This window comes from Stenotrophomonas sp. 05L414_2, from assembly GCF_056397905.1.
Genome location: NZ_JBFTOJ010000037.1, coordinates 1 through 21470 on the forward strand (window position 1 = coordinate 1; position 21470 = coordinate 21470).

19 protein-coding genes and 3 tRNA genes are annotated in these 21470 nt (G+C 66.6%); 14 read left to right on the plus strand and 8 right to left on the minus strand.

All coding sequences use genetic code 11. The features are described from left to right. Positions 1-152: 152 nt before the first annotated feature. Both AC1DJN_RS07300 and AC1DJN_RS07305 read right to left on the minus strand, forming a co-directional pair. A complete protein-coding gene (locus AC1DJN_RS07300; RefSeq protein ID WP_478039040.1) occupies positions 153-1043 on the minus strand; it encodes a M48 family metallopeptidase in 891 nt (296 codons plus the stop codon). Between the two features lie 102 nt (positions 1044-1145). Next, a complete protein-coding gene (locus AC1DJN_RS07305; RefSeq protein ID WP_218787762.1) occupies positions 1146-3029 on the minus strand; it encodes a formylglycine-generating enzyme family protein in 1884 nt (627 codons plus the stop codon). Between the two features lie 84 nt (positions 3030-3113). Here AC1DJN_RS07305 and rnd point away from each other — a divergent pair, with 84 nt between their 5' ends. Further along, entirely contained in the window at positions 3114-4193 is a 1080-nt protein-coding gene (rnd, locus tag AC1DJN_RS07310; protein ID WP_442251524.1) for a ribonuclease D, read from the plus strand. A gap of 67 nt (positions 4194-4260) precedes the next feature. On the opposite strand, the gene AC1DJN_RS07315 is transcribed toward rnd, so the two are convergent. Then, complete coding sequence (locus AC1DJN_RS07315; RefSeq protein ID WP_478039041.1) at positions 4261-6591, minus strand: TonB-dependent receptor; 2331 nt, start codon at positions 6589-6591, stop codon at positions 4261-4263. Positions 6592-6744: 153 nt separating this feature from the next. Continuing rightward, positions 6745-7335, minus strand: a complete 591-nt coding sequence (locus tag AC1DJN_RS07320; RefSeq protein WP_442251525.1) for a TetR/AcrR family transcriptional regulator — start codon at positions 7333-7335, stop codon at positions 6745-6747. 101 nt (positions 7336-7436) lie between these two features. On the opposite strand from AC1DJN_RS07320, the gene AC1DJN_RS07325 reads away from it, so the two are divergent. The 4 genes from AC1DJN_RS07325 (at position 7437) to AC1DJN_RS07340 (ending at position 10520) form a co-directional block, all read left to right on the plus strand. Then, the gene (locus tag AC1DJN_RS07325; RefSeq protein WP_134832855.1) at positions 7437-8492 is read left to right on the plus strand and encodes a sugar phosphate isomerase/epimerase family protein; all 1056 of its coding nucleotides are present in this window, start codon (positions 7437-7439) and stop codon (positions 8490-8492) included. Between the two features lie 20 nt (positions 8493-8512). After that, positions 8513-9406 carry an alpha/beta fold hydrolase gene (locus AC1DJN_RS07330; RefSeq protein ID WP_442251526.1) on the plus strand — a complete coding sequence of 298 codons (894 nt, stop codon included), beginning with the start codon at positions 8513-8515 and terminating at the stop codon, positions 9404-9406. After that, positions 9396-10310, plus strand: coding sequence for an alpha/beta hydrolase (locus AC1DJN_RS07335; RefSeq protein ID WP_032978657.1), 915 nt, complete (start codon positions 9396-9398; stop codon positions 10308-10310). The genes AC1DJN_RS07330 and AC1DJN_RS07335 overlap by 11 nt, the downstream gene beginning before the upstream one ends. Before the next feature lie 134 nt (positions 10311-10444). Beyond that, positions 10445-10520 (plus strand) — tRNA-Ala (locus AC1DJN_RS07340). A gap of 54 nt (positions 10521-10574) precedes the next feature. On the opposite strand, the gene AC1DJN_RS07345 is transcribed toward AC1DJN_RS07340, so the two are convergent. After that, positions 10575-10748, minus strand: coding sequence for a hypothetical protein (locus AC1DJN_RS07345; RefSeq protein ID WP_442251527.1), 174 nt, complete (start codon positions 10746-10748; stop codon positions 10575-10577). 164 nt (positions 10749-10912) lie between these two features. Between AC1DJN_RS07345 and AC1DJN_RS07350 the strand changes: the two genes are divergently transcribed. Then, positions 10913-11398 (plus strand): hypothetical protein, encoded by a 486-nt coding sequence (locus tag AC1DJN_RS07350; protein WP_442251528.1) that lies wholly within the window; start codon positions 10913-10915, stop codon positions 11396-11398. Positions 11399-11404: 6 nt separating this feature from the next. On the opposite strand, the gene AC1DJN_RS07355 is transcribed toward AC1DJN_RS07350, so the two are convergent. Then, complete coding sequence (locus AC1DJN_RS07355; RefSeq protein ID WP_333623041.1) at positions 11405-12166, minus strand: SDR family oxidoreductase; 762 nt, start codon at positions 12164-12166, stop codon at positions 11405-11407. 132 nt (positions 12167-12298) lie between these two features. Here AC1DJN_RS07355 and AC1DJN_RS07360 point away from each other — a divergent pair, with 132 nt between their 5' ends. Next, complete coding sequence (locus AC1DJN_RS07360) at positions 12299-13141, plus strand: bifunctional transcriptional activator/DNA repair enzyme AdaA (RefSeq protein ID WP_140227441.1); 843 nt, start codon at positions 12299-12301, stop codon at positions 13139-13141. 9 nt (positions 13142-13150) lie between these two features. On the opposite strand, the gene AC1DJN_RS07365 is transcribed toward AC1DJN_RS07360, so the two are convergent. After that, complete coding sequence (locus AC1DJN_RS07365) at positions 13151-14170, minus strand: NADP-dependent oxidoreductase (protein ID WP_033831605.1); 1020 nt, start codon at positions 14168-14170, stop codon at positions 13151-13153. 337 nt (positions 14171-14507) lie between these two features. On the opposite strand from AC1DJN_RS07365, the gene AC1DJN_RS07370 reads away from it, so the two are divergent. The 7 genes from AC1DJN_RS07370 to dxs all read left to right on the plus strand — a co-directional run bounded on the left by AC1DJN_RS07370 (position 14508) and on the right by dxs (position 21021). Further along, positions 14508-14583, plus strand: a tRNA-Phe gene (locus AC1DJN_RS07370). A 42-nt stretch (positions 14584-14625) separates the two neighbouring features. Then, positions 14626-14701 (plus strand) — tRNA-Phe (locus AC1DJN_RS07375). 174 nt (positions 14702-14875) lie between these two features. Continuing rightward, the gene (locus AC1DJN_RS07380) at positions 14876-15442 is read left to right on the plus strand and encodes a lipocalin family protein (protein WP_025876343.1); all 567 of its coding nucleotides are present in this window, start codon (positions 14876-14878) and stop codon (positions 15440-15442) included. Positions 15443-15605: 163 nt separating this feature from the next. Then, a complete protein-coding gene (locus AC1DJN_RS07385; protein WP_025876342.1) occupies positions 15606-16082 on the plus strand; it encodes an LEA/WHy family protein in 477 nt (158 codons plus the stop codon). Positions 16083-16147: 65 nt separating this feature from the next. Next, a complete protein-coding gene (locus tag AC1DJN_RS07390; protein WP_025876341.1) occupies positions 16148-17938 on the plus strand; it encodes an acyl-CoA dehydrogenase C-terminal domain-containing protein in 1791 nt (596 codons plus the stop codon). A gap of 404 nt (positions 17939-18342) precedes the next feature. Then, complete coding sequence (locus tag AC1DJN_RS07395) at positions 18343-19008, plus strand: HNH endonuclease (protein ID WP_025876340.1); 666 nt, start codon at positions 18343-18345, stop codon at positions 19006-19008. Positions 19009-19113: 105 nt separating this feature from the next. Then, positions 19114-21021, plus strand: a complete 1908-nt coding sequence (dxs, locus tag AC1DJN_RS07400; protein WP_478039045.1) for a 1-deoxy-D-xylulose-5-phosphate synthase — start codon at positions 19114-19116, stop codon at positions 21019-21021. 150 nt (positions 21022-21171) lie between these two features. Here the strand turns inward: dxs and AC1DJN_RS07405 are convergent, their stop codons facing one another. Next, positions 21172-21375, minus strand: a complete 204-nt coding sequence (locus AC1DJN_RS07405; protein WP_032978640.1) for a hypothetical protein — start codon at positions 21373-21375, stop codon at positions 21172-21174. Between the last annotated feature and the right edge of the window lie 95 nt (positions 21376-21470).

Consider the following 21470-nt stretch of genomic DNA (forward strand, 5'->3'; position numbering starts at 1 on the left):
GCCAAGCCCCCATGGACGGGTTCACGGCGTCCCCCGCMACCGGACCCACCCCGCCATCCCACAGGAAGCCAGCTTTTGCTGTTGAGGTTGCCGACCAGCGGCCGGCACTACCGCTTCGGCAGGTGCAGGGCGCAGCCCTGCCGAACCACCCTTTACCTGGCCTGCTCGCAGAACTTCTGCCGATACTCCAGTGCCTTCGGCATCAACGCCTGCAGGTTCTGGATACGGGTACCCGGATTGGGGTGGGTCGAGGCGAACTCCGGCGGCGACTGGCCACCACCGGCCTGGCCCATGCGCTGCCACAGCGGCACCGCCTCGCGCGGGKCGAAGCACGCTGCGGCCGCCAGCATCAGGCCCACTTCATCGGCCTGCGTCTCGTGGCTGCGTGCATACGGCAACAGATACCCATAGCCCATCGCCGACATCATCATCTGCTGCTGCTGCGCATCCATGCCACTGGCGGCGCCGGCTACCTGGCCGATCTGGGTCAGCTTCTGCTGGGCCATGCGCTGTGCACCATGGCGCAGCAATGCGTGGGCGATCTCATGGCCCATCACCACCGCCATCGCATCACGGGTACGCGCCACCGGGATCAGCCCCGTGTAGACCGCCATCTTGCCACCGGGCAGGCAGAAGGCATTGGCCTGCTCGGACGGAATCACGTTCACTTCCCACTCGAAGTCGCGTGCGAAGTGTGCCGGCTGCAGCCCGTGTTCCTGCGCCAGCGCGGTTTCGACCACGTCCACCTTGGCGATCAGTCGCTCGGCAATCGCCCGGACATCCCGCGAGACCTGTTCATTCGGGCCCAAAGGGCGCTCCTGCGACAGGATCTGCTGGTAGGCCTGCAGGCCCAGCGCCTTCTCCTGGCTGGCGTCCAGGCTGCTGTCGATCAGCACCTTCTCGCCGGTATAGGGGTCGACCGCACGGTTGGAGAACCAGTAGAACGCCGCGTAGCCGGCGGCCAGCAGCAGCACCCACCAGCGGATGTTGCCGAACAGGCCACGCCGCTGCTGCGGCGAGCGGGAAAAAGGATCGTTGCGCATCGGCTGGTCTTCCGGCTGACCCCGCCGGCCGGCGGGTACGGCGCAATCTTAGTGCGGCGCTGCCTGCGGCGGGTGAAACCGGCGCCGATCCAGTCGTGCCCGTCAGATCCCTCGCACCAGCCGGAAGCCGATGCGCGCGTTGGTGGTATCCGAATCCTGCGATTGCCGCCACGCCGCCCGGGTCTGCTCCGGCGCGTTGGCCCAGTTGCCACCCCGGATCACCCGTGAACGGCAGCCCGGGTTGAACCACGCCACACCATCAGCCGGCGCGCGCCGATAGCTGGCATGCCAGCAATCGGCCACCCACTCGCTCAGATTGCCGCCCATGTCATGCAGCCCGAAGGCGTTGGCCTGGAAACTGGCGACCGGGGCCGGTCCCCACCAACCATCGCCATAGCCGACGAAGGCGTTGTGCCAATGCCTGCCCGAAGGCGAAACATCCTTGCTGCCGGTGTAATTGCCACTGCCTTCCGGTGGCAGACCGGCATCGCCCCACGGGTAGCGGCCACTGCTGCCGGCACGCATCGCGTACTCGAACTCGGCCTCGCTGGGCAGGCGGTAGCTGCGGCCGGTCTGTTCGGACAGCCAGTTCGCGTAGTTCTCGGCATCACGAACGCTCACGTGCATCACCGGCGAATTGCCCAGTGCCCGCCCGCCGTCATAGTCGGACCGCCAGTCCACGCCGCTGCGACGGATGAAATTGCCGCTGCGCTCGTCATAGACCACCGAATGTCCACGCCGGGTCGCACGTGGGCGGGCATTGGTCGCCTTCACATAGCGCTCGAAGTCACCCACGGTGATCTCGGTGATCGCCATCGCGTACCCACGCTCGAAACGCACATAGTGCGATGGCCGCTCTGCGTCGGTTGCGCCCGGTTCGGTATCACTGGCGCCCATCTGGAATCCGCCATGCGGCACCACGATCATCTGCGGTCCACGGCCGCCATCACGCAGCGCATCGCTGAACACCTGCCCCGGCCGGAAGCTGCCGTAATGGGTGGCCAGTTCGATGCGTTCGCGCAGCTGCGCCACCACCGCGTCCCCCGGCAAGGCAATGCGCAGCGCTTCGGCCAGCTTCTCGCGCGCGGGCTTCAGCCCCTGCGGGGTAGTCAGATCATGCAGGCCGCCATCGCGCAGCTGGACCAGTGCCGCTGCACGGATCTGCTCGATGCGCTCGAACGCATCGGCGATGGTCGGTGACGAGTCCCGCACCTTGCTGGCTTCTGCCAACCACGCGCCGGCACTGGCGAAATCGCGGATACGCGCGGCATCCTCGGCACGCCGGATCAGCCCACTTTCAGCAGCTGCCAGGCCCTGCCGCGCGCGACGATTCGCCGGGTCCAGCGCAAGTGCCTCACGGAAGTTGCCAATCGCACCATCCCCCGCTTCGCCGATACGGTCGGCACGCAGATCGTCTTCGCCCGCGCGGTTGTAGGCGACCACACGCTGCGCGGTCTCGACCCGCCCCTGCAGCGCGCGCACCTTCTCGTCCTTCGGCGCCAGGGTCAGCAGCACCAGCGCCTGGCGCCCGGCTTCGGCCAGCGCCTCACGCTGCTGCAATGGCCGCTGCAGCAACGCATCGGCCTGCTGCTGCAGCTTCTGTTTCGCGCGTTGCAGGCCCAGGCGCGCCTGCCGATCGTCGGGTTCCTCCTCCTGCACTGCCAGCCACAGGGGCACGGCCGCATCGCCATCTTCATACAGATGCCCCCGCGCGAATGCCTGGTCGGCAGCCCGGCGCAGCTGTGCCAGCGTACGTCCCTGGCGATCGACCCGCGGCGGCGTCCACTGCTGGATGTCCTCGGCCGCGTCGTCACCGGCAATGGTCACCGTGCCCCGCCCGGTACCACGCGCCGGACCGGCCTCTGGTGCGGGATCGGCCGGCTGGGCTGCGGTGGCACCGGCGGTCTGCGCAGGGGGCGACGGCGTGCAACCGGCCAGGCTCACGGCCAAGGCGGTAAACAGCGCGGGCGACAGCAGAAAACGCAAGCAGGGCCTCCTTCGGCACGGATGCGGACCGACGTTAGGCTATTCTCCCCTGCCTGAGCAAACCCGAGTAGTAGGCCCTGACACGTGGCAACCTGGATCACCACCCCCGCCGAGCTGGACACATACCGCCAGCAGCGGCCGACCCGCATCGGCCTGGATACCGAATTCATCCGTGAACGCACCTTCTGGCCACAGCTGGCGCTGGTGCAGATGGCCGTCGGCGAGGACATCCTGCTGATCGACCCGTTGATTCCCGGCATGCCCGAGGCCTTGGCGCCGTGGCTGGCCGATGAATCCATCACCAAGGTCATGCACAGTGCCAGCGAAGACCTGGTGGCGTTCAAGTGGACCTGTGGCGTGCTGCCGCGTCCGTTGTTCGACACCCAGATCGGCGCCGCGCTGGCTGGCATCGGTGCTGGCATGGGCTACCAGAAGCTGGTGCAGGAGATCACCGGCGTGGCACTGGAAAAGGGCGAAACCCGCTCTGACTGGATGCGCAGGCCGTTGTCGGACTCCCAGCTGAGTTACGCCGCCGACGACGTCGAGCATCTGTTCGCGATGCACGACGCCATCTCCGCCAAGCTGGAAACGCTGGGGCGCCAGCAGTGGCTGCACGACGATGGCGAGCGCCTGCTGGCCAGCGTGGCAAATGACGAAGACCGCTGGCCCCACCTGGGCATGCGCTCGGCGCAGTTCCTGGACGCGCCCGCGCAGCGCCGCCTGCTGCGCCTGCTGCGTTGGCGCGACGTGCAGGCGCGCGCCAGCGACCGCCCGCGCAGCTGGATCCTGGACAACGAACTGGCCGCCACCCTGGCACGCACCCCGCCAGCCGATGCTGCTGCAGTGAGCAAGCTGTTCGAACAGTTCCCGAAGGCGCCGCGCAAGCTGGCCGCTGCGGTATGGCAGGCGCTGGACACGCCGCTGGCCGACGAAGCCGATGCGCCGTTGGCGATGCAGGCCAGCGATGCCAGCAAGCAGCTGCTGAAGAAGCTGCAGGATGCGGTGGCCGAACGCAGCCGCGAGCTCGGCCTGGCCGACGGCGTGCTGGCCTCACGCAAGCATCTGGAAAGCTATCTGGAGCATCAGCAGTGGCCGGCTGCACTGGCTGGCTGGCGCCAGCAGGAACTGGAGCCGCGGTTGCAGGCGTTGTTGCCCGCAGTCTGAGGAACCGGGCGGACAACGAAAAACGGCGCTCGATGAGCGCCGTTTTCGATACTCCAACCGGTAGTGCTTACCAGTTCATGTTCAGCGAAACACCCACGGTGCGCGGTTCGTTGTAGACCGCGGCCATGTAGTTCTCGATCACACCCTTGAGGTTCTTCTCGTTGGTGATGTTGCGCGCGAACAGCGCCACTTCGTRGGCACCGTAGTTGCCCGAATAGCCGATCTTCAGGCCACCCTCGAAATCACCCTTGGAGTTGAACTCCTTGCTGTCGTACAGCACGAAGCTGGTGTAGCCCTGCTTGTTCCAGTCGGTGGACACGAACATCGTGGCCGCGTCGCTGACCGGGAAGTCGTAGCGCGCTGCCAGGTTGATGTTGTACTTCGGTGCGTTCGGCAGCGGGTTGCCATCGATCTGCGCGAAGGTGTTGGCACCGACCTTGATGGTCGGATCGTTCACCGTGCACACCACCTGGCCGTTCAGGCCGCAGACCTGCGCGTAGACGCGCTTGTCCTTGATCTCGCTGTGCAGCAGGCTCAGGCCGGCGCTCAGGGTAAGGTTCTGGATCGGGCGCAGCTCCATGTCCGCTTCGAAGCCGTAGGCCTTGGCCTTGTCTGCGTTGAACAGCACGCCGTTGCCGTCCGAATCGTTGCCGTTGAGCTGGATGTCGTTGACGGTGTAGGTGAACGCGGTGGCGTTCAGGCGCAGGCGGTTGTCCCACAGGCTGCTCTTCACGCCCGCTTCCCACGACAGGATCGTTTCCGAATCGGCGGTGGTGAAGTCGGCATTGAACACCGCCGAACGGCCCTGGATGGTCGGGCCACGGAAGCCGCGGGCGACCTTCGCATAGACGCTCACGTCCGGGGTGATCTGATACATCGCGCTCAGATCCCAGCTCGGGGTGGTGTCGGTCATCTYGACGTCGGTGCGGCCCTTGTAGGTGACCAGGCCGGCAGCGGTATCGGCCGTCTTCAGCAGGCGGGTGTGCTTCTCATCGCGGGTCTGGCGCAGGCCGGCGGTGACGGTGAACTTGTCGGTGAAGGCGTAGCTCAGCTGGCCGAAGCCGGCCCAGGAGGTGTTCTTGTTGCGCAGGCGCACCCAGTTGTTCGGGTTGCGCGCAGCGCCCTTCAGGAACCAGGCGCGCTGGTAGAAGTCGGTGGTGTCGCTGCCGTTGAAGTAGAACGCACCGGCCTGCCACTGCAGGGCGCTGTCGTCATGGCTGGCCAGGCGGAACTCCTGGGTCCACTGGTCCAGGTCACGGATCTGGCCCATCGACTGGCCGTAGCCGTTCGGCACGCCATTGACCGGGAAGTTGACCGCAGCGCCGCCGTCGGTGTCACCGCGGCTGTAGCCGGAAGTGGTCTCGTAAGCGGTGATCGAGGTGAAGTCGATCGCGCCGAAGTCATAGCGCGCCTTCACCGAACCGCCGTAGGTCTTGTACGCCTGCGGGTTGTTGTCGGCCTCGTCGTAGGCGACCTGGTCACGCGGCACGTCGGTCTTGTTCGAGCCCTTGGTCAGTGCGTTGCGCAGGAACAGGGTCGAGGTGCCTTCGTAGTCGCGGGCGTGGGCCGAAGCAAGGATCGAGAACTGGTCGCTCGGGGTCAGCAGCAGCTGCGCGCGCACGTTGCGGTCGTCGAAGCCGCCCATGGCGTTCTTCTTCGGGCTGACCGTGCCATCGGCGCTGGGGCCGGTGTAGGTGTTGTCGACGTAGTCGTCGCGGTGCTGGTACAGCGCCGACACGCGGAACGATGCGATGTCGTTGATCGGGCCGCCGAAGCCACCGTCGATCGACACGCTGTTGTAGGAGGCATAGCTGGCGCTGACGCGACCGCTGTAGTCCTGGGTCGGCTTGAGGGTGTCGAACTTGACGATGCCGGCGGTGGTGTTGCGACCGAACAGCGAGCCCTGCGGACCGCGCAGCACTTCCACCTGGTCCACGTCATAGACCGGGTTGGACTTCAGCACCACGTGCTCCAGCACGACGTCGTCCTGGATGATCGACACCGGCTGCGAGRCACCGAGGTAGAAATCGATGTTGCCCAGGCCGCGGATGTAGAAGCGCGGGAAGATGCGGCCGGTGGTGGTTTCCGCATAYAGGCTCGGCACGCGGCCGGACAGCGCCAGCAGGGTGTCGTCGCCGCCGGCGGTGAAGTCGCGCATGCGCTCGCCCTGCACCACGCCTACCGACACCGGCACTTCCTGCAGGTTCTGCTCGCGGTGCTCGGCGGTCACGGTGATGGTGTCCAGCCCGGTCGGGGTCGGTGCACTGTCCTGCGCGGCAGCACCGAAGCTGGCAGCCAGCGCCAGGCCTGCACAGGCCAGGGCCAGCGGATGGCGACGGAAGGAAACGAAGGAGGACGACATGCCCGACGAACGGCGGGAATCGGAATGGGAAGGCATCGAAAGCTCTGAGGAGGCGTCCGTGCGGCCTGCGCTGGCCGGGCGGCAAATAGGAGGAAAACTGCGCAAGCCGCCATTATCCTCCAAATTGTTACAATTTCGTTGCGTCGTCAGGCAGCAGGGGTATCAGGCCGTTTTCGGCACAGTCCCGCCTCAGCCGTGCTGCGGTAACGGCGCCAGCGCGACCTCGACCATCGCCAGCAGGCGTTCGCGGCTGATGCCGTCTCGCGCCTGCACCGAGATGCCATGCAGCACCGTGGCGAAATGATCGCCCAGCGCCTGCACGGATAGATCGGCCGCCAGCTCGCCAGCCGCCTGCGCCTGCTGCAGCCGCGCGATGATCGCTGCCGTGCGCTGGCGGCGGTGGCCGGCCAGCCAGTCGCGCACGCCCTCGCCATCCGGTGACACGCTGCTGGCCGAGGACACCACCAGGCAGCCATGCGGACGACCGCGACGGGTGTAGGTCAACACGGCATCCCGCAGCATGCTGCCGATCGCATCACGCAGTGACGCCTGCTCCAGCGCGCGCGGCGCGAAGCCGCCCTCGCCTTCCTCGTACAGCGCCACTGCTTCGCGGAACAACTGCTCCTTGCTCCCGAACGCGGCGTAGATGCGCGCCGAGGCAATGCCAAGCGCTTCGACCAGGGCCGACATCGAGGTGCCCTCATAGCCGTGCTGCCAGAACAGCAGCATCGCCTTGCGCAATGCCTGTTCCCTGTCGAATTCGCGCGGTCGCCCTGCCATCTGCCTGCCTGCCGTTCTGAGGCGCGCAGTGTAACGCGGGTGTTGACCATCCCGATGCACGCGCCTATTCTTTGTCGACCGACAAACAATTGGAGCAACACATGCAAACCCTCAAAGGCCCCAGCCTGCATCTGGCGCAGTTCGCTGGCGACCAGGCGCCGTTCGACAGCCTGTCCGGCATCGCCGCCTGGGCGGCCGGTCATGGTTTCAAGGCCCTGCAGATTCCGGCATGGGACGCGCGCCTGTTCGACCTGGCCACCGCCGCCGACAGCCAGGACTACTGCGATGACCTGCGTGGCACCCTGGCCGAGCACGGCCTGCAGGTCAGCGAGCTGACCACCCACATCCTGGGCCAGCTGGTGGCGGTGCATCCGGCCTACGATGAGCTGTGCGATGGTTTCGCACCGGAAGCACTGCGCGGCAATCCGCAGGCACGCAGCGAATGGGCACAGCAGCAGCTGCATCTGGCCGCCCGCGCCTCGCGCCGGCTCGGGCTGCAGGACATGGGCACCTTCTCCGGCTCGTTCGCCTGGCCCTATCTGTTCCCCTTCCCGCAGCGTCCGCCGGGCCTGATCGATGCCGCATTCGATGAGCTGGCACGCCGCTGGCGGCCGATCCTCGATACCTGCGAGGACAACGGCATCAACCTCTGCTACGAAATCCATCCCAGCGAAGACCTGCACGATGGCACCAGCTTCGAACGCTTCTTCGAGCGTGTGGGCCAGCACGAGCGCTGCCGCATCCTGTTCGATCCCAGCCACTTCGTGCTGCAGCAGCTGGATTACCTGCAGTTCCTGGACATCTACCATCCGCTGATCCGCATGTTCCACGTCAAGGATGCGGAGTTCCGTCCCAACGGCCGCCAGGGCATCTACGGTGGCTACGCCGACTGGACCGAACGCGCGGGCCGCTTCCGCTCGCTGGGCGATGGCCAGGTCGATTTCAAGTCGATCTTCTCCAAGTTGGCGCAGTACGACTACGCCGGCTGGGCAACGCTGGAATGGGAGTGCTGCCTGAAGGACCAGGAAGCCGGTGCGCGCGAAGGTGCCGCCTTCATCCGCGACCACATCATCCCGGTCACCGACAAGATCTTCGACGACTTCGCCGGCGCGCCGATCAGCGCCGCCCAGATGCAGCACATGCTCGGCATCGCCTGAGCCCCCACAGGAACATCCCCATGACCAATTTCCCCACCGCTGGTGCCCCCGGCGACGACACCCTGCGCCACCACTACCTGCGTATCGACGGCCAGCGCGTGCATTGCGTCTCCGCCGGCAGCGGTCAACCGGTGCTGTTGATTCCTGGCTGGCCGCAGACCTGGTACGCCTGGCGCCACGTGCTGCATGCCCTGGCCGAGGCCGGCTTCGAAGCGATCGCGGTCGACCCGCCCGGCATCGGCGAATCCGATCGTCCCGCGCACGGCTACGACACCGGCAGCGCCGCCGCAGTACTGCACCAGACCATGCAGGCGCTGGGCCACGAGCGCTATCAGGTGGTCGGCCATGACATCGGCATGTGGATCGCCTATGCATTGGCCAGCGACCAGCCGCAGGCGGTGCAGCGCCTGGCCGTGACCGAAGCGGTGATTCCCGGGTTGGCGCCTGAGCCGGGCATCTTCGCCGCGCCGGCCGACAACATCTTCCTGTGGCACTTCATGTTCAACCAGGTGGCCGATCTTCCCGAGGCCCTCATCACCGGTCGCGAACGTGCCTACCTGGACTTCATGTTCGACCGCTGGTCGTACCGGCGCGATGCGGTGGCCAGCGAAACCTACATCGCCGCCTACAGCCGCCCCGGCGCGTTGCGTGCAGGGTTTGCCTGGTACCGAGCGATTCCGGAAACCATCCGCCAGAACCAGCTCCGCGCACAACGCCGGTTGACGATGCCGGTGCTGGCCATCGGCGCCGAGCACGCCACCGGCAATGCCCCGATGCTGACCCTGCAGCCGCACGCCGATGACCTGCGCGGCAGCGTCGTGCCGGGCTGTGGCCACTTCATCATGGAAGAAGCACCGGACGCCTTCCTCGCCCAGCTGCTGCCGTTCCTGCAGGAGGCTGAGCATGCCGCTTGAACCTGCGTTGCAATCGTTCGTGGATGCGGTGGCGGCGCAACCACTGCCAGACGATCTGCTGGAACTGCGCGCACTGAGCGAGCAGGCGCTGCCCACGCTGCAGGGTGCCACCGAGGCGGTATCGCATGTCGTGGAGCACGTCATCAGCGCGCGCGACGGCCATGCGCTCGTCGTGCGCCTGTATACGCCCGCAGCCAACGGCACCGAGCTGCGCCCTGCCCTGTTGTTCGCCCACGGCGGTGGTTGGTTCCAGTGCTCGCTGGCGGTCTATGACGGCCCCTGCCGGGCCCTGGCCAATGCCAGCGGCCATGTCGTCGCTGCCGTCGGCTATCGCCTGGCGCCGGAGCATCCGTTCCCGACGCCGCTGCACGACGTCGCCGATGCCTGGCTGTGGCTGCAGGCCCATGCCACCGCGCTGGGTCTTGATCCGGCACGGTTGGTCATCGGCGGCGACAGCGCCGGCGGCAATCTCGCCGCCGCGTGCTGCCTGCTGCTGCGCGATCAGGGACTGCCGTTGCCATCGCATCAACTGCTGCTGTACCCGGCACTGGATGCCACCATGGCCAGCGACACCTACCGCGAGTTCGCCGACGGCTACTACCTCAGCGCCGGCCTGATGCAGCGCTGCTGGCAGGCCTACCTCGGCGACGGTGACCGCCGACAGGCGCTGGCTTCGCCCCTCCTCGCCCGCGATCTGCGTGGCCTGCCGGCGGCCACGGTGCTGAGCTGTGAGTTCGATCCGCTGCGCGACGAAGCTGAACAATACGCCGCAAGCCTGCGGGAAGCGGGTGTGGACTGCACGCTGGAGCGCCTGCCGGGGATGATCCACGCCTGCATCCACTTGCGTGGTGTGTCGGCGGCGACCGACATCGCGATCCAGCGCGCGGCGGCCCTGCTGCCCTGAGCCAGGCCTGCAGCGGCGCAGAGCACCTGCGCCGCTGTGTCCGGCCCGCCCCTTTGCAGCCGGCACCGGCCAGCGCTATGCTAGGGCCGTCACGTGGCGCCAGCTCCGCTGCCCACGGGATGCAACACCCCCATGGGGCCATAGCTCAGCTGGGAGAGCGCGTCGTTCGCAATGACGAGGTCAGGAGTTCGATCCTCCTTGGCTCCACCATATGAAAAACAGAAAGCCCCGGCACTGCCGGGGCTTTCTGTTCTGGCCAGCCGCTCAGGCCGGCTCCTGCCCGCCGTCCTTGCGCGCGGGTGCACGCGAATGTGCATCGCGCACCTTCTGGTCCTGCTGGCCGGGACGCTGCTTGGCCACTTCATCCTGCTGCTTGTCCTGCCGGCTTTCCTGCACGCCCTGCTTGGCGTCAGCCTGGTCCTTGTCGCGCTCGCTCATCGAAAGCTCCGTCATCGGCGGGGGACCGATGCTCCCGGCTACGCTAGAGCGTGGGGCGTGAGCCGCAGGTCAGTCCGGCGCCAACACCGTGTGCAGCCTCGGCCTTGCGACCGCACTCGGCTCACCCCCAGAATCAGAAAGCATCATGTTTATCGGAATATGCCATGCCCTCTCGTGCGCAGTCCGCTTCGCCAGCAGCGCCAATGACCATCGACGCCGCCGATGGACGCATCCAGATCGGCAATCTGCCGACCCGGATCGGCCCCGCGCTGTCACTGGACCGGGCGCGCATCGCGTTTGCCGCGTGGATCCAAGGCGAACGCAACGTCGGCACAGGCTATCTGTGGCTGAGCCTGCAGGGGCTGAGCCTGGGCGGCGCCCGCGCAGGCATCAGCCTGTGCTTCCGCGGCCAGCAACTGGACATGGTGACGATGGGCGTCGAACTGCCTGGTGCAGAGCTGCAGGAGGGCTGGCCGACCCAGGCGACCATCGACGCCGAGGTCGCCTTCATGAAGCGCACGCTCGGCGCGGCACTGGGGCGGACGCTGGCAGGTGGGCACGCCCGCTTCGACTGGGGCGAGGCCTGGGCCGGTTTCGATCCGAAGGGGTTCATGGCCAGCAGCGGCATCCGCTACCGGCCACGCCGGTGAGCATGCTCAGGTGCGGGTAATCGACACTCCTCCCTCGACACGCATCGCGCTGCCAGTGACGAAACTGCTTTCATCGCTGGCCAGGAACAACGCCGCGTTGGCGATCTCTTCCGGCTCAGCCATGCGCTTGAGGGCGTGCAGCGAGCGCACGAAATCACGCGCATCGCCCGTGGGCGCGGCCTGCCGGCCCATTTCGGTGTCGGTGCCACCGGGCAGCAGCACGTTGCTGCGTACGCCGCGCGCACCGTACTCGGCGGCGATCACCTGACTCAGGCCGATCAGCCCGGCCTTGCTCGCTGCATAGGCCGCCATGCCCGGGAATCCCAAGGTGTGGCCGACGAACGTGCCGACGAACACCAGCGAGCCACCGCCGCGTGCCAGCAATGCCGGCAACTGCGCGCGCGCCGCATGGAAAGCGGCATCCAGGTTGGTGGCCACCACCTCGCGCCAAGCATCGGCAGGGAGCTCTGCGGTGGGCAGGCTGGGGCCGAGCATGCCGGCGTTGTTGATGGCGGCATCCAATCCGCCAAATGACTGTTGGGCCAGATCGACCAGCACCTGCGCGGTGGCAGCATCGGCCACGTCACCCGCATGCACGGCCACTTCGCCGCCGCTTGCGCGGATCTGCGCAGCCAGTTCATGAAGCGGCTGTGGGCGCCGCGCATTGAGGACCAGTCGCGCGCCCTCAGCAGCGAAACGCAGCGCGCTGGCGCGGCCAATGCCGGCGCTGGCGCCGGTGATGAGGATGATCTTGTCGTGCAGCCGCATGGATGTGCTCCGGGTTGGGATATGCCTGCAACCATGCGCCTGCACGGCCACGCGGACACTCCGTTTCCAGACCCGGCCGGCGGGTGCAGGAAACGGAGTTTCCACTGCCCTGGTGCATGCCAGAATCACGACATGGACAGCACCGCCGATATCGATCTGGATGCCCGTATTGAACGGGTCTGCCGTCATCTGCAGACCAGCGTTGACGAACCGTCGCTGCAGGAACTGGCCGACATCGCCGGCTGCAGCCCGTCCCGCCTGCATCGCCTGTTCAAGCAAGCCACCGGCGTGACCCCGAAGCAGTACGCCACTGCCCTGCGCGCCGACCGCCTGCGCGAAGGGCTGCAACGCCAGGACCGGATCACCGATGCCTTCCACGAGGCGGGATTCGGTTCCAGCGGACGCTTCTACGAAAATGCCCCCCGCCTGTTGGGGATGACACCCAAGCGCTGGCGCGCGGGTGGCGGCGGCGAGGTCATCCGATTCGCGATTGCACAGAGCACGCTGGGCAGCGTACTGGTGGCAAGCAGCAGCACCGGCGTGGTCGCGATCCTGCTGGGCGATGATCCAGAAGCGTTGCTGCACTCCCTGCAGCAGCGCTTTCGGCAAGCTGAACTGGTGGGTGCTGACCGGGGTTACGAACATCTCATCGCCCAGGTCATCGGCCTGGTCGAAGAGCCCGCACGCGGCACCGCGCTGCCGCTGGATATCCGTGGCACCGCCTTCCAGCAGCGGGTATGGCAGGCACTGCAGCGCATTCCGCACGGGCAGACCGCGTCCTACGCCGACATCGCAGCGCGCATCGGCGCGCCGCGTGCCAGTCGCGCGGTAGCCCGCGCCTGTGCCAGCAATCCTCTCGCAGTGGCGGTGCCCTGCCACCGCGTGGTGCGGCGCGACGGAGATCTGTCCGGCTATGCCTGGGGCGTGGAACGCAAGCGCGAACTGCTGCGGCGGGAAAAGATGACCCGTCGCTGACGCGGTCGCTCAATCCAGCTTCACCACCAGCTTGCCGAAGTTGCGCCCCTGCAGCAGGCCGAAGAAGGCTTCGGGTGCATTTTCCAGGCCCTGCACGACGTCTTCGCGGTACTTGATGCGCCCATCGCGCAGCCACTGCGGCATGTCGCGCTCGAATTCCGGCCACAGATGCTTGAAGTCATGCACGATGAAGCCACGCACGGTCAGGCGCTGGCGCAGGATCTGGCTGAACAGCGCTGGCAGCCGATCCGGTCCGGGCTGCGCGACGCCGCGGGCGTTGTAGGTGGCGATGGTGCCGCACACCGGAATGCGCGCGAAATCATTGAGCAGCGGCAGCACGGCATCGAGCACATGGCCACCCACGTTCTCGAAGTACACGTCGATGCCATCCGGCACGGCAGCGCGCAGCTGTTCGGCAAAACCAGAGGCGCGATGGTCCAGCGCCACGTCCACGCCCAGTGTTTCCAGATACGCACGCTTGGCCTCACCGCCGGCGATGGCAACTACGCGCGCGCCCTGCAGCTTTGCCAACTGGGCCACGGTGGCGCCGACCGGTCCACTGGCAGCGGCCACCACCAGGGTCTCGCCGGGTTGCAGCTTGCCGATTTCGATCAGGCTGGAGTACGCGGTGAACCCCGGCATGCCGTACACGCCCAACGCTGTGCTCAGCGGCAGCCCGGCCGGATCCAGGTGCCGGCTGATCGCATCACCCGCCACCACGGCATGCGTCTGCCAGCCACCGGGGGCCAGCACCAGCTCGCCCACCGCCAGGCCAGGCGCCTGCGACTGCAGCACCTCGGCCACGGTCTGGCCCTCCATCACCGCATCCACTGCCACCGGCGGTGCGTACGACGGGCCATCGTCCATGCGTCCGCGCATGTACGGGTCCAGCGACAGGTAGCGGTTGCGCAGCAGCACCTGGCCCGGGGCCAATGCCGGCAGCGGCACCTGTTCGAGGCGGAAATTGGCGGCGACCGGCGCACCTTGCGGGCGCGAGGCAAGCACAATGCGGGTAGTTGAATCGGACATGTCCAATGGCTCTGCTGCGGGCAGCGTCGGGAGAGGAACCGCGACAGTACGCCGCGCCCTGCCCTCGTGGGTGCCATGAAAACAGCGTTCCATCGGTGCCTTCCCCGCTCCGCCGCTGCATCGCTTGCACCGTCACCTTTGGCGCCAGCGACGGGCCGCTGTTTTCCGCGTCCGGCATTCCCGGTCAGGCCGGCTCTACGCAGGATCAACCACTTGCAGGTACTTCCGCTGGCCGCAGACACCAATGTGAAGGTTTTTTTCCAAAACGCTTGCCGAACCTGTCCTACGTCCGTAATATGCGCGTCCTCGGCAGCGACATCGCTGCAACGAAACAAGTGGCCGAGTAGCTCAGTTGGTAGAGCAGGGGATTGAAAATCCCCGTGTCGGCGGTTCGATTCCGTCCTCGGCCACCACTTTCGAAGACCTGCAGAAATGCGGGTCTTTTTTTTCTACATGGCCGAGTAGCTCAGTTGGTAGAGCAGGGGATTGAAAATCCCCGTGTCGGCGGTTCGATTCCGTCCTCGGCCACCATGTTCAAAGACCTGCAGAAATGCAGGTCTTTTTTTTGTCCGTGACGTTCCGTCCACGCACGACATGGATCGCGCCGCATCGATCCTGCGCGGATGCGGCACGTGGGTTGACGAAACATTCACACCTCCGCGTGCTGTGCAACCTACGCTCCAGACTCCTGCCCGGAGCCGACCAATGCGCTTGCACCCTGCCCTGCTCGCCTGCCTGCTGCTTTTCGCCGCACCGGCACTCGCTGCCGAGCCCGTGCGCGCGGTCAGCGAACTGGACATCGATCGCTATGCCGGCCAGTGGCACGAGATCGCACATCTGCCGGTGTCGTTCCAGAAGCAGTGCGTGGGCGAGATCACTGCCAACTACGGGCTGCGCCGCGATGGCCGGATCAGCGTCACCAACGCCTGCCGCAAGGCCGATGGCGAGCGGATTGTCGCCGAGGGTGTGGCGCGGCCCGTTGCGGGGCAGCCCGGCCAGCTGCAGGTACGCTTCGTTCCCGACTGGCTGAGCTGGGTGCCTCTGGTCTGGGCCGACTACTGGGTGATCGCGCTGGACCCGGACTACCAGTGGGCAATGGTCGGTGAGCCCGGCCGCAGGTATCTGTGGATCCTCGCGCGCCTGCCGGAGATGGACCGCGCCCTGTTCGACCAGCTCAAGGCGAAGGCGCAAGCGATGGGCTACGACCTGGCGCCGCTGCGTCTGATGGCGCCCGTGCACGACGCGCCCGTGCGCGACGCGCCCGCCGACTGAGGCGCCGCCCGACCGGCGCACGCAACGTCCGCAATCCAGCATCGCGCACGCCTCGCGTGCATCTTCACGCGCTACCCTCTGTGGCCGGTCGCCACGGGCGACCCTTTCCACCATACGCCGTAGTATGCTTATCCCACGCACCGCCTTCAGAGGACCTGCGCCCATGTTCCACCGCTTCCGTACCGTCTTGATCGTCCTGTGCACCCTGGCCCTGGTCGCTTGCGGCGATGGCATCGTCAAGCGCGTTTCGGAACCGGCCGCGAGCCTGCAGCAGCTGACCGTGCAGGCCAATGGCGACTGGACTGTCGCTCTGCGCCTGCAGAACTACAGTTCGATGCCGATGAGTTTCGACGACGTCGCACTGGCCCTGACCATCGGCGACACCGAGGCCGGCCCGCTGTCGGCCAAGCCGGGCATCTCCATCGGCGGCGTCTCCGCCGATGTCATCAACGTGAACTTCAAGCCCAGCCCGGCCGCACGCCTGGTGATCGCCGACGCACTGGCCAGCAACCGCACCCTCGCCTACAGCCTGAAGGGCACGGTGTCGGCCACGCCGCAGGAAAAGAAGCAGCGCACCTTCGATATCAACAGCCGCAGCACGCTCAACCAGGCCCCGGGCCTGCCCGGCGTGCTGCGCTGATCTCCGCTTTCCGCCGCGACGCATCGCGCCGCTCCTCCTGTTACTGATCAAATCGAGACGCACCGATGAGCAGCTACACCGCCCCGCTTTCCGACCTTCGTTTCGGCCTGCACGATGTGCTGAAGGTCGAGCCGCTGTTCGCCCGTCTTGGCTTCACCGACGCCACCGCCGATGTCGTCGATGCCGTGCTGGAAGAAGCCGGCCGCTTCAGCGCCAGCGTGCTGGCCCCGCTCAACAGCGTGGGCGACGAGATCGGCTGCGTGCTCGACCAGGCCAGCGGCGAAGTGACCACCCCACCCGGCTTCAAGCAGGCCTACGACCAGTTCGTCGACGGCGGCTGGACCGGCCTGACTGCGGCGCCGGAACTGGGCGGCCAGGGCCTGCCGCACACGCTGGGCGTGCCGCTCAATGAAATGATCAACGCCGCCAACCTGGCCTGGGGCAACTTCCCGCTGCTGTCGCACGGCGCCATCGAAGCGCTGAAGCAGCACGGCGAAGCCTGGCAGCACGAGGCCTTCCTGAAGCCGCTGATCGAAGGCCGCTGGACCGGCACCATGTGCCTGACCGAGCCGCATTGCGGCACCGACCTGGGCCTGCTCAAGACCAAGGCCGAGCCGAACGCCGATGGCAGCTATTCGATCACCGGCACCAAGATCTTCATCACCGCCGGCGAGCACGACCTGACCGGCAACATCGTGCACCTGGTGCTGGCCAAGCTGCCCGATGCTCCCCCGGGCGCCAAGGGCATCTCGCTGTTCGTCACCCCGAAGTTCAAGGTCGACCGCGACGGCAACGTCGGTGAGCGCAACGCGCTGCGCTGTGGCTCGATCGAGCACAAGATGGGCATCAAGGGCTCGGTCACCTGCGTGATGAATTTCGATGGCGCCCAGGGCTACCTGGTCGGCCAGCCGCACAAGGGCCTGCAGGCGATGTTCACCATGATGAACACTGCTCGCCTGGGTGTCGGCCTGCAGGGCATCGGCCTGTCCGAGCGCGCCTACCAGAACGCGCTGAAGTACAGCCGCGAGCGCCTGCAGTCGCGTTCGCTCAGCGGCGCCAAGTTCCCGGACAAGCCGGCCGACCCGATCCTGGTGCATCCGGACGTGCGCCGCATGCTGCTGACCATCAAGTCGCTGGTGGAAGGCAGCCGCCTGCTGGCCCTGCATGCGGCCACCCTGATCGACGTCGCCCACCATGCAGACGATGCCGGTGAGCGCGAGCGCGCTGACACCCTGGTGAGCTTCCTGACCCCGATCTCGAAGGCCTGCCAGACCGAATGGGGCATCGAGAACACCTACAACGCCCTGCAGTGCTTCGGCGGCCACGGCTACATCCGCGAGCACGGCATGGAACAGCTGGCCCGCGATGCCCGCATCACCACGCTGTATGAAGGCACCACCGGCATCCAGGCGCTGGACCTGATCGGCCGCAAGACCGCGTCCAGCCAGGGCGCTGGCCTGAAACTGATGCTGGCCGAGATCGAAGCGTTCGCCAAGGCGAATGAAGGCAACGAGAGCCTGGCCGAGTTCATCGGCCCGCTGCGCGCCAAGGCCGCCGAATGGGGCAAGCTGACGATGGACGTGCTGCAGCGTTCGGCCGCCAATCCGGACGAACTGGGCGCAGCGAGCTACGACTACCTGTTCTATTCGGGTTATGTGGTGCTGGCCTACTGGTGGGCCCGCAGCGTTGCCGCCGCCGATGCCAGCGCACACGGTGCGGCGTTTGCCCAAGGCAAGCGCGAGACCGCGCGCTTCTACTTCGCCCGCGTGCTGCCGCGCACCCTCAGCCACGCCGCCGCCATCCAGGCGGGCGCCGCACCGCTGATGGCAATGGACGACGAACGCTTCGGCGCCTGAGCCGGGCCGCACCCGGCACCCGGCACCCACGGTAGTGCCGGCCGCTGGCCGGCAACCGCAACAGCTGGAGCAACAGCAACAGCTGGTTTCCTGCGGGATGGCGGGGTGGGTCCAATTGCGGGGGACGGCGCAAGTACGTCCCTGTAGCCTCGATCGCGCCATCCATGGCGCTCACGCCCCCGCAACCGGCCCCACCCCGCCTTCGACAATTTCCCGGTAGATCCACGCCAAGCGTGGATGGAAACCATCCGTAATGCCTCTGGAGAAAAGCCCCCTTTTGTTAAAGGGGGCGCGCCGACGGCGCGGGGGATAGGAAGAATGCGCGGACCTGAATCTTGCGATTTGGGTTTCGCCCTCCGGGCGATACCCAAATCGCAATGATTCAGGTATAAGCTGTTTTCCCGATGGAGACAGACACTACACGCTTGGGTCTGATCGAAGCCGGAGCTCCGTTTTCTGCTCCGGGCGCCGAAGCATCGCCCAACGCCACGACGCTGCATCGCCCCGGCACGGTCCGGTTGCTCTCACTGGATGGTCATGGCCGGGTCCTGGACTGGATCACCTGGCAGGACGCCGCCTGCCTCTACGCCCGCGATGCCGTCGCCTGGACCCTCGGCGATCCCTGCCTGCACATCCACGGTGGGACCAATCGTCGCAGTGGCATGCAGAGCGGAATGGACCTGCACCCGATCATCGCCGCGCGCGGCCATGCCCGCTCGCGTGCACTGGACCCGACACCGAACCTGACCAACCCGGCCCTGTTCGCCCGCGATGCCCATCTCTGTCTTTACTGTGGACAGCAGTTCGGACGCCCGACCCTGACCCGCGACCACGTCATGCCCTTGTCCAAAGGCGGCCTGGATACCTGGGAAAACGTAGTCACCGCCTGCTTCCACTGCAATTCGCGCAAGAGCGACCGCACCCCGCAACAGGCCGGCATGCCGCTGCTGGCGGTGCCGTACCGGCCGAGCTGGATCGAGCACCTGATCCTGTCCAACCGCAACATCCTGGCCGACCAGATGGCGTTCCTGAGGGCCCAGCTGCCCAAGCGTTCCAAGCTCTGCACCTGAACATCCGGGAATGCAACCCTCACCGTCCTGTCACGGGCGGCGGCGTTTGCTTGCCCCACCCCCGTTTGAGGGCGAAAATGGGCGTTCAGAACAAGTGCGAACATGATGATCGACTCTGCCCGCTATCCCCGCCTCGCGCGCATCCAGACACCGGATGACCTGCGCACGTTCGACGAATCCGAACTGACGGCGGTCGCCGATGAACTGCGTGCCTACCTGATCGAATCGGTCGGCAAAAGCGGTGGCCATTTCGCCGCCGGCCTGGGCGTGATCGAGCTCACCGTGGCCCTGCACTACCTGTACCAGACCCCGGTCGACCAGCTGGTCTGGGACGTCGGCCACCAGACCTATCCGCACAAGATCCTCACCGGTCGCCGCGACGAGATCCATACCGTCAAGCAGAAGGATGGCGTCGCGCCGTTCCCCAAGCGCGAGGAAAGCGAGTACGACACCTTYGGYGTCGGCCACTCCWSSACCTCGATCWSCGCAGCGCTGGGCATGGCCATCGCGCGCCAGACCGAAGGTGATGATCGCAAGGTCGTGGCCGTGATCGGCGACGGTGCAATGACCGCCGGCATGGCCTTCGAAGCGCTGATGCACGCCGGCGGCATGGAACCGGAACCGAACCTGCTGGTGATCCTCAACGACAACAACATGTCGATTTCCGAGGCAGTGGGCGGGCTGACCAAGATGCTCGGCCGCGCCACCGGCAGCCGCACGCTCAATGCGCTGCGCGAAGGCGGCAAGAAGATCCTCGGCGACAAGAAGAACAATCCCRCACGTTTCGTGAAGCGCTGGGAAGAACACTGGAAGGGCATGTTCGTGCCGTCCACGATGTTCGAGGAAATGGGCTTCCATTACACCGGCCCGATCGATGGCCATGACCTGCCGGCGCTGCTGTCCGCGCTGAAGACGCTGCGTGCCTCCAAGGGCCCGAAGCTGCTGCATGTGATGACCACCAAGGGCAAGGGTTACGAGCCGGCCGAAGGCGACCAGATCGGTTACCACGCGGTGGGCCCGTTCGATCCGGACAAGGGCCTGGTGGCCAAGACCGGCGCGAAGAAGCCCACCTATACCGATGTGTTTGGCGACTGGTTGTGTGACGCCGCCGCAGCCGAGCCGCGTCTGTATGGCATCACTCCGGCAATGCGCGAAGGCTCGGGCCTGGTGCGCTTCAGCAGGGAATATCCGCAGCGCTACTTCGATGTGGCCATCGCAGAGCAGCACGCGGTGACCCTGGCCGCAGGCATGGCCACCCAGGGCGGCAAGCCGGTAGTGGCGATCTATTCCACCTTCCTGCAGCGCGCGTACGACCAGTTGGTGCATGACGTGGCCATCCAGGACCTGGATGTGCTGTTCGCSATCGAYCGCGCCGGCGTCGTCGGCCCGGATGGTGCAACCCACGCAGGCAACCTCGACCTCAGCTTCCTGCGCTGCGTGCCGAACATGGTGGTGATGGCACCCTCCAACGAAGCCGAGTGCCGGCAGATGCTCAGCACCGGCCTGCAGCACCCCGGCCCGGCTGCGGTGCGCTACCCGCGCGGCAGCGGTACCGGCGTGGATGCCGGCAGCGATCTGTCGACCCTGCCGATCGGCAAGGGCGAGCTGCGCCTGCAAGGCAACCGCGTCGCCCTGCTCGCGTTCGGCAGCACCGTCGCCGCCGCCGAACAGGTGGGTCGCGAACTGGGTTTGAGCGTGGTCAACATGCGTTTCATCAAGCCACTCGATCGCGAACTGGTACTTGCCATGGCCAACCAGCACGACGCCCTGGTGACGATCGAAGACAACGTGGTGGCGGGCGGCGCAGGTTCGGCCGTGGCCGAACTGCTCAATGCCGAGGATGTGCTGCGTCCGATCCTGCACCTGGGCCTGCCCGATGCCTTCCAGCATCACGCCAGCCGCGAGGACCTGCTGGCCGAGGCCGGCATCGATGCGGCCGGCATCCGTGCGGCGCTGCTCAAGCGCTGGCCGCAGCTGGCCGCCGGCAACCCGCCGTTGAGCGCGGCGGGCTGAGAGCGTTGCAGGGGTCTGGTGGGGCCAAGCCATGCGTGGCTCCCCAGGTTCCTCATCCACGCCTGGCGTGGATCTACCAGATTGCTGGTGGCGCAAAAGCAGATCCACGCCAAGCGTGGATGGCGCGGACCGTGCCGACAAGCGGCGTGCTCAGCCGTAGCTGATCGCCTCGACAAACGCACCGCTGGACTCCACCCGCACCGAGGCGCGCTGGCCGGTATCGGTGAAATGCAGGCGGGCCAGGGTTTCGGCGAAATCGAAGGCACGGACGCCATCGCGGAACTCAATCGGCTCCGGCTTGTCCGGGTGCAGCACGCGCCATTGGCGCTGCTCACATTGCAGTCGGATCAACATGCGTTGCTCACTCCTTGAACAGCGTATCGACGACGAGAGAATGACCGCACCAGGCGCGACAGGAATGGCCAGTGCGAACCGGGACGCGCAAGGCG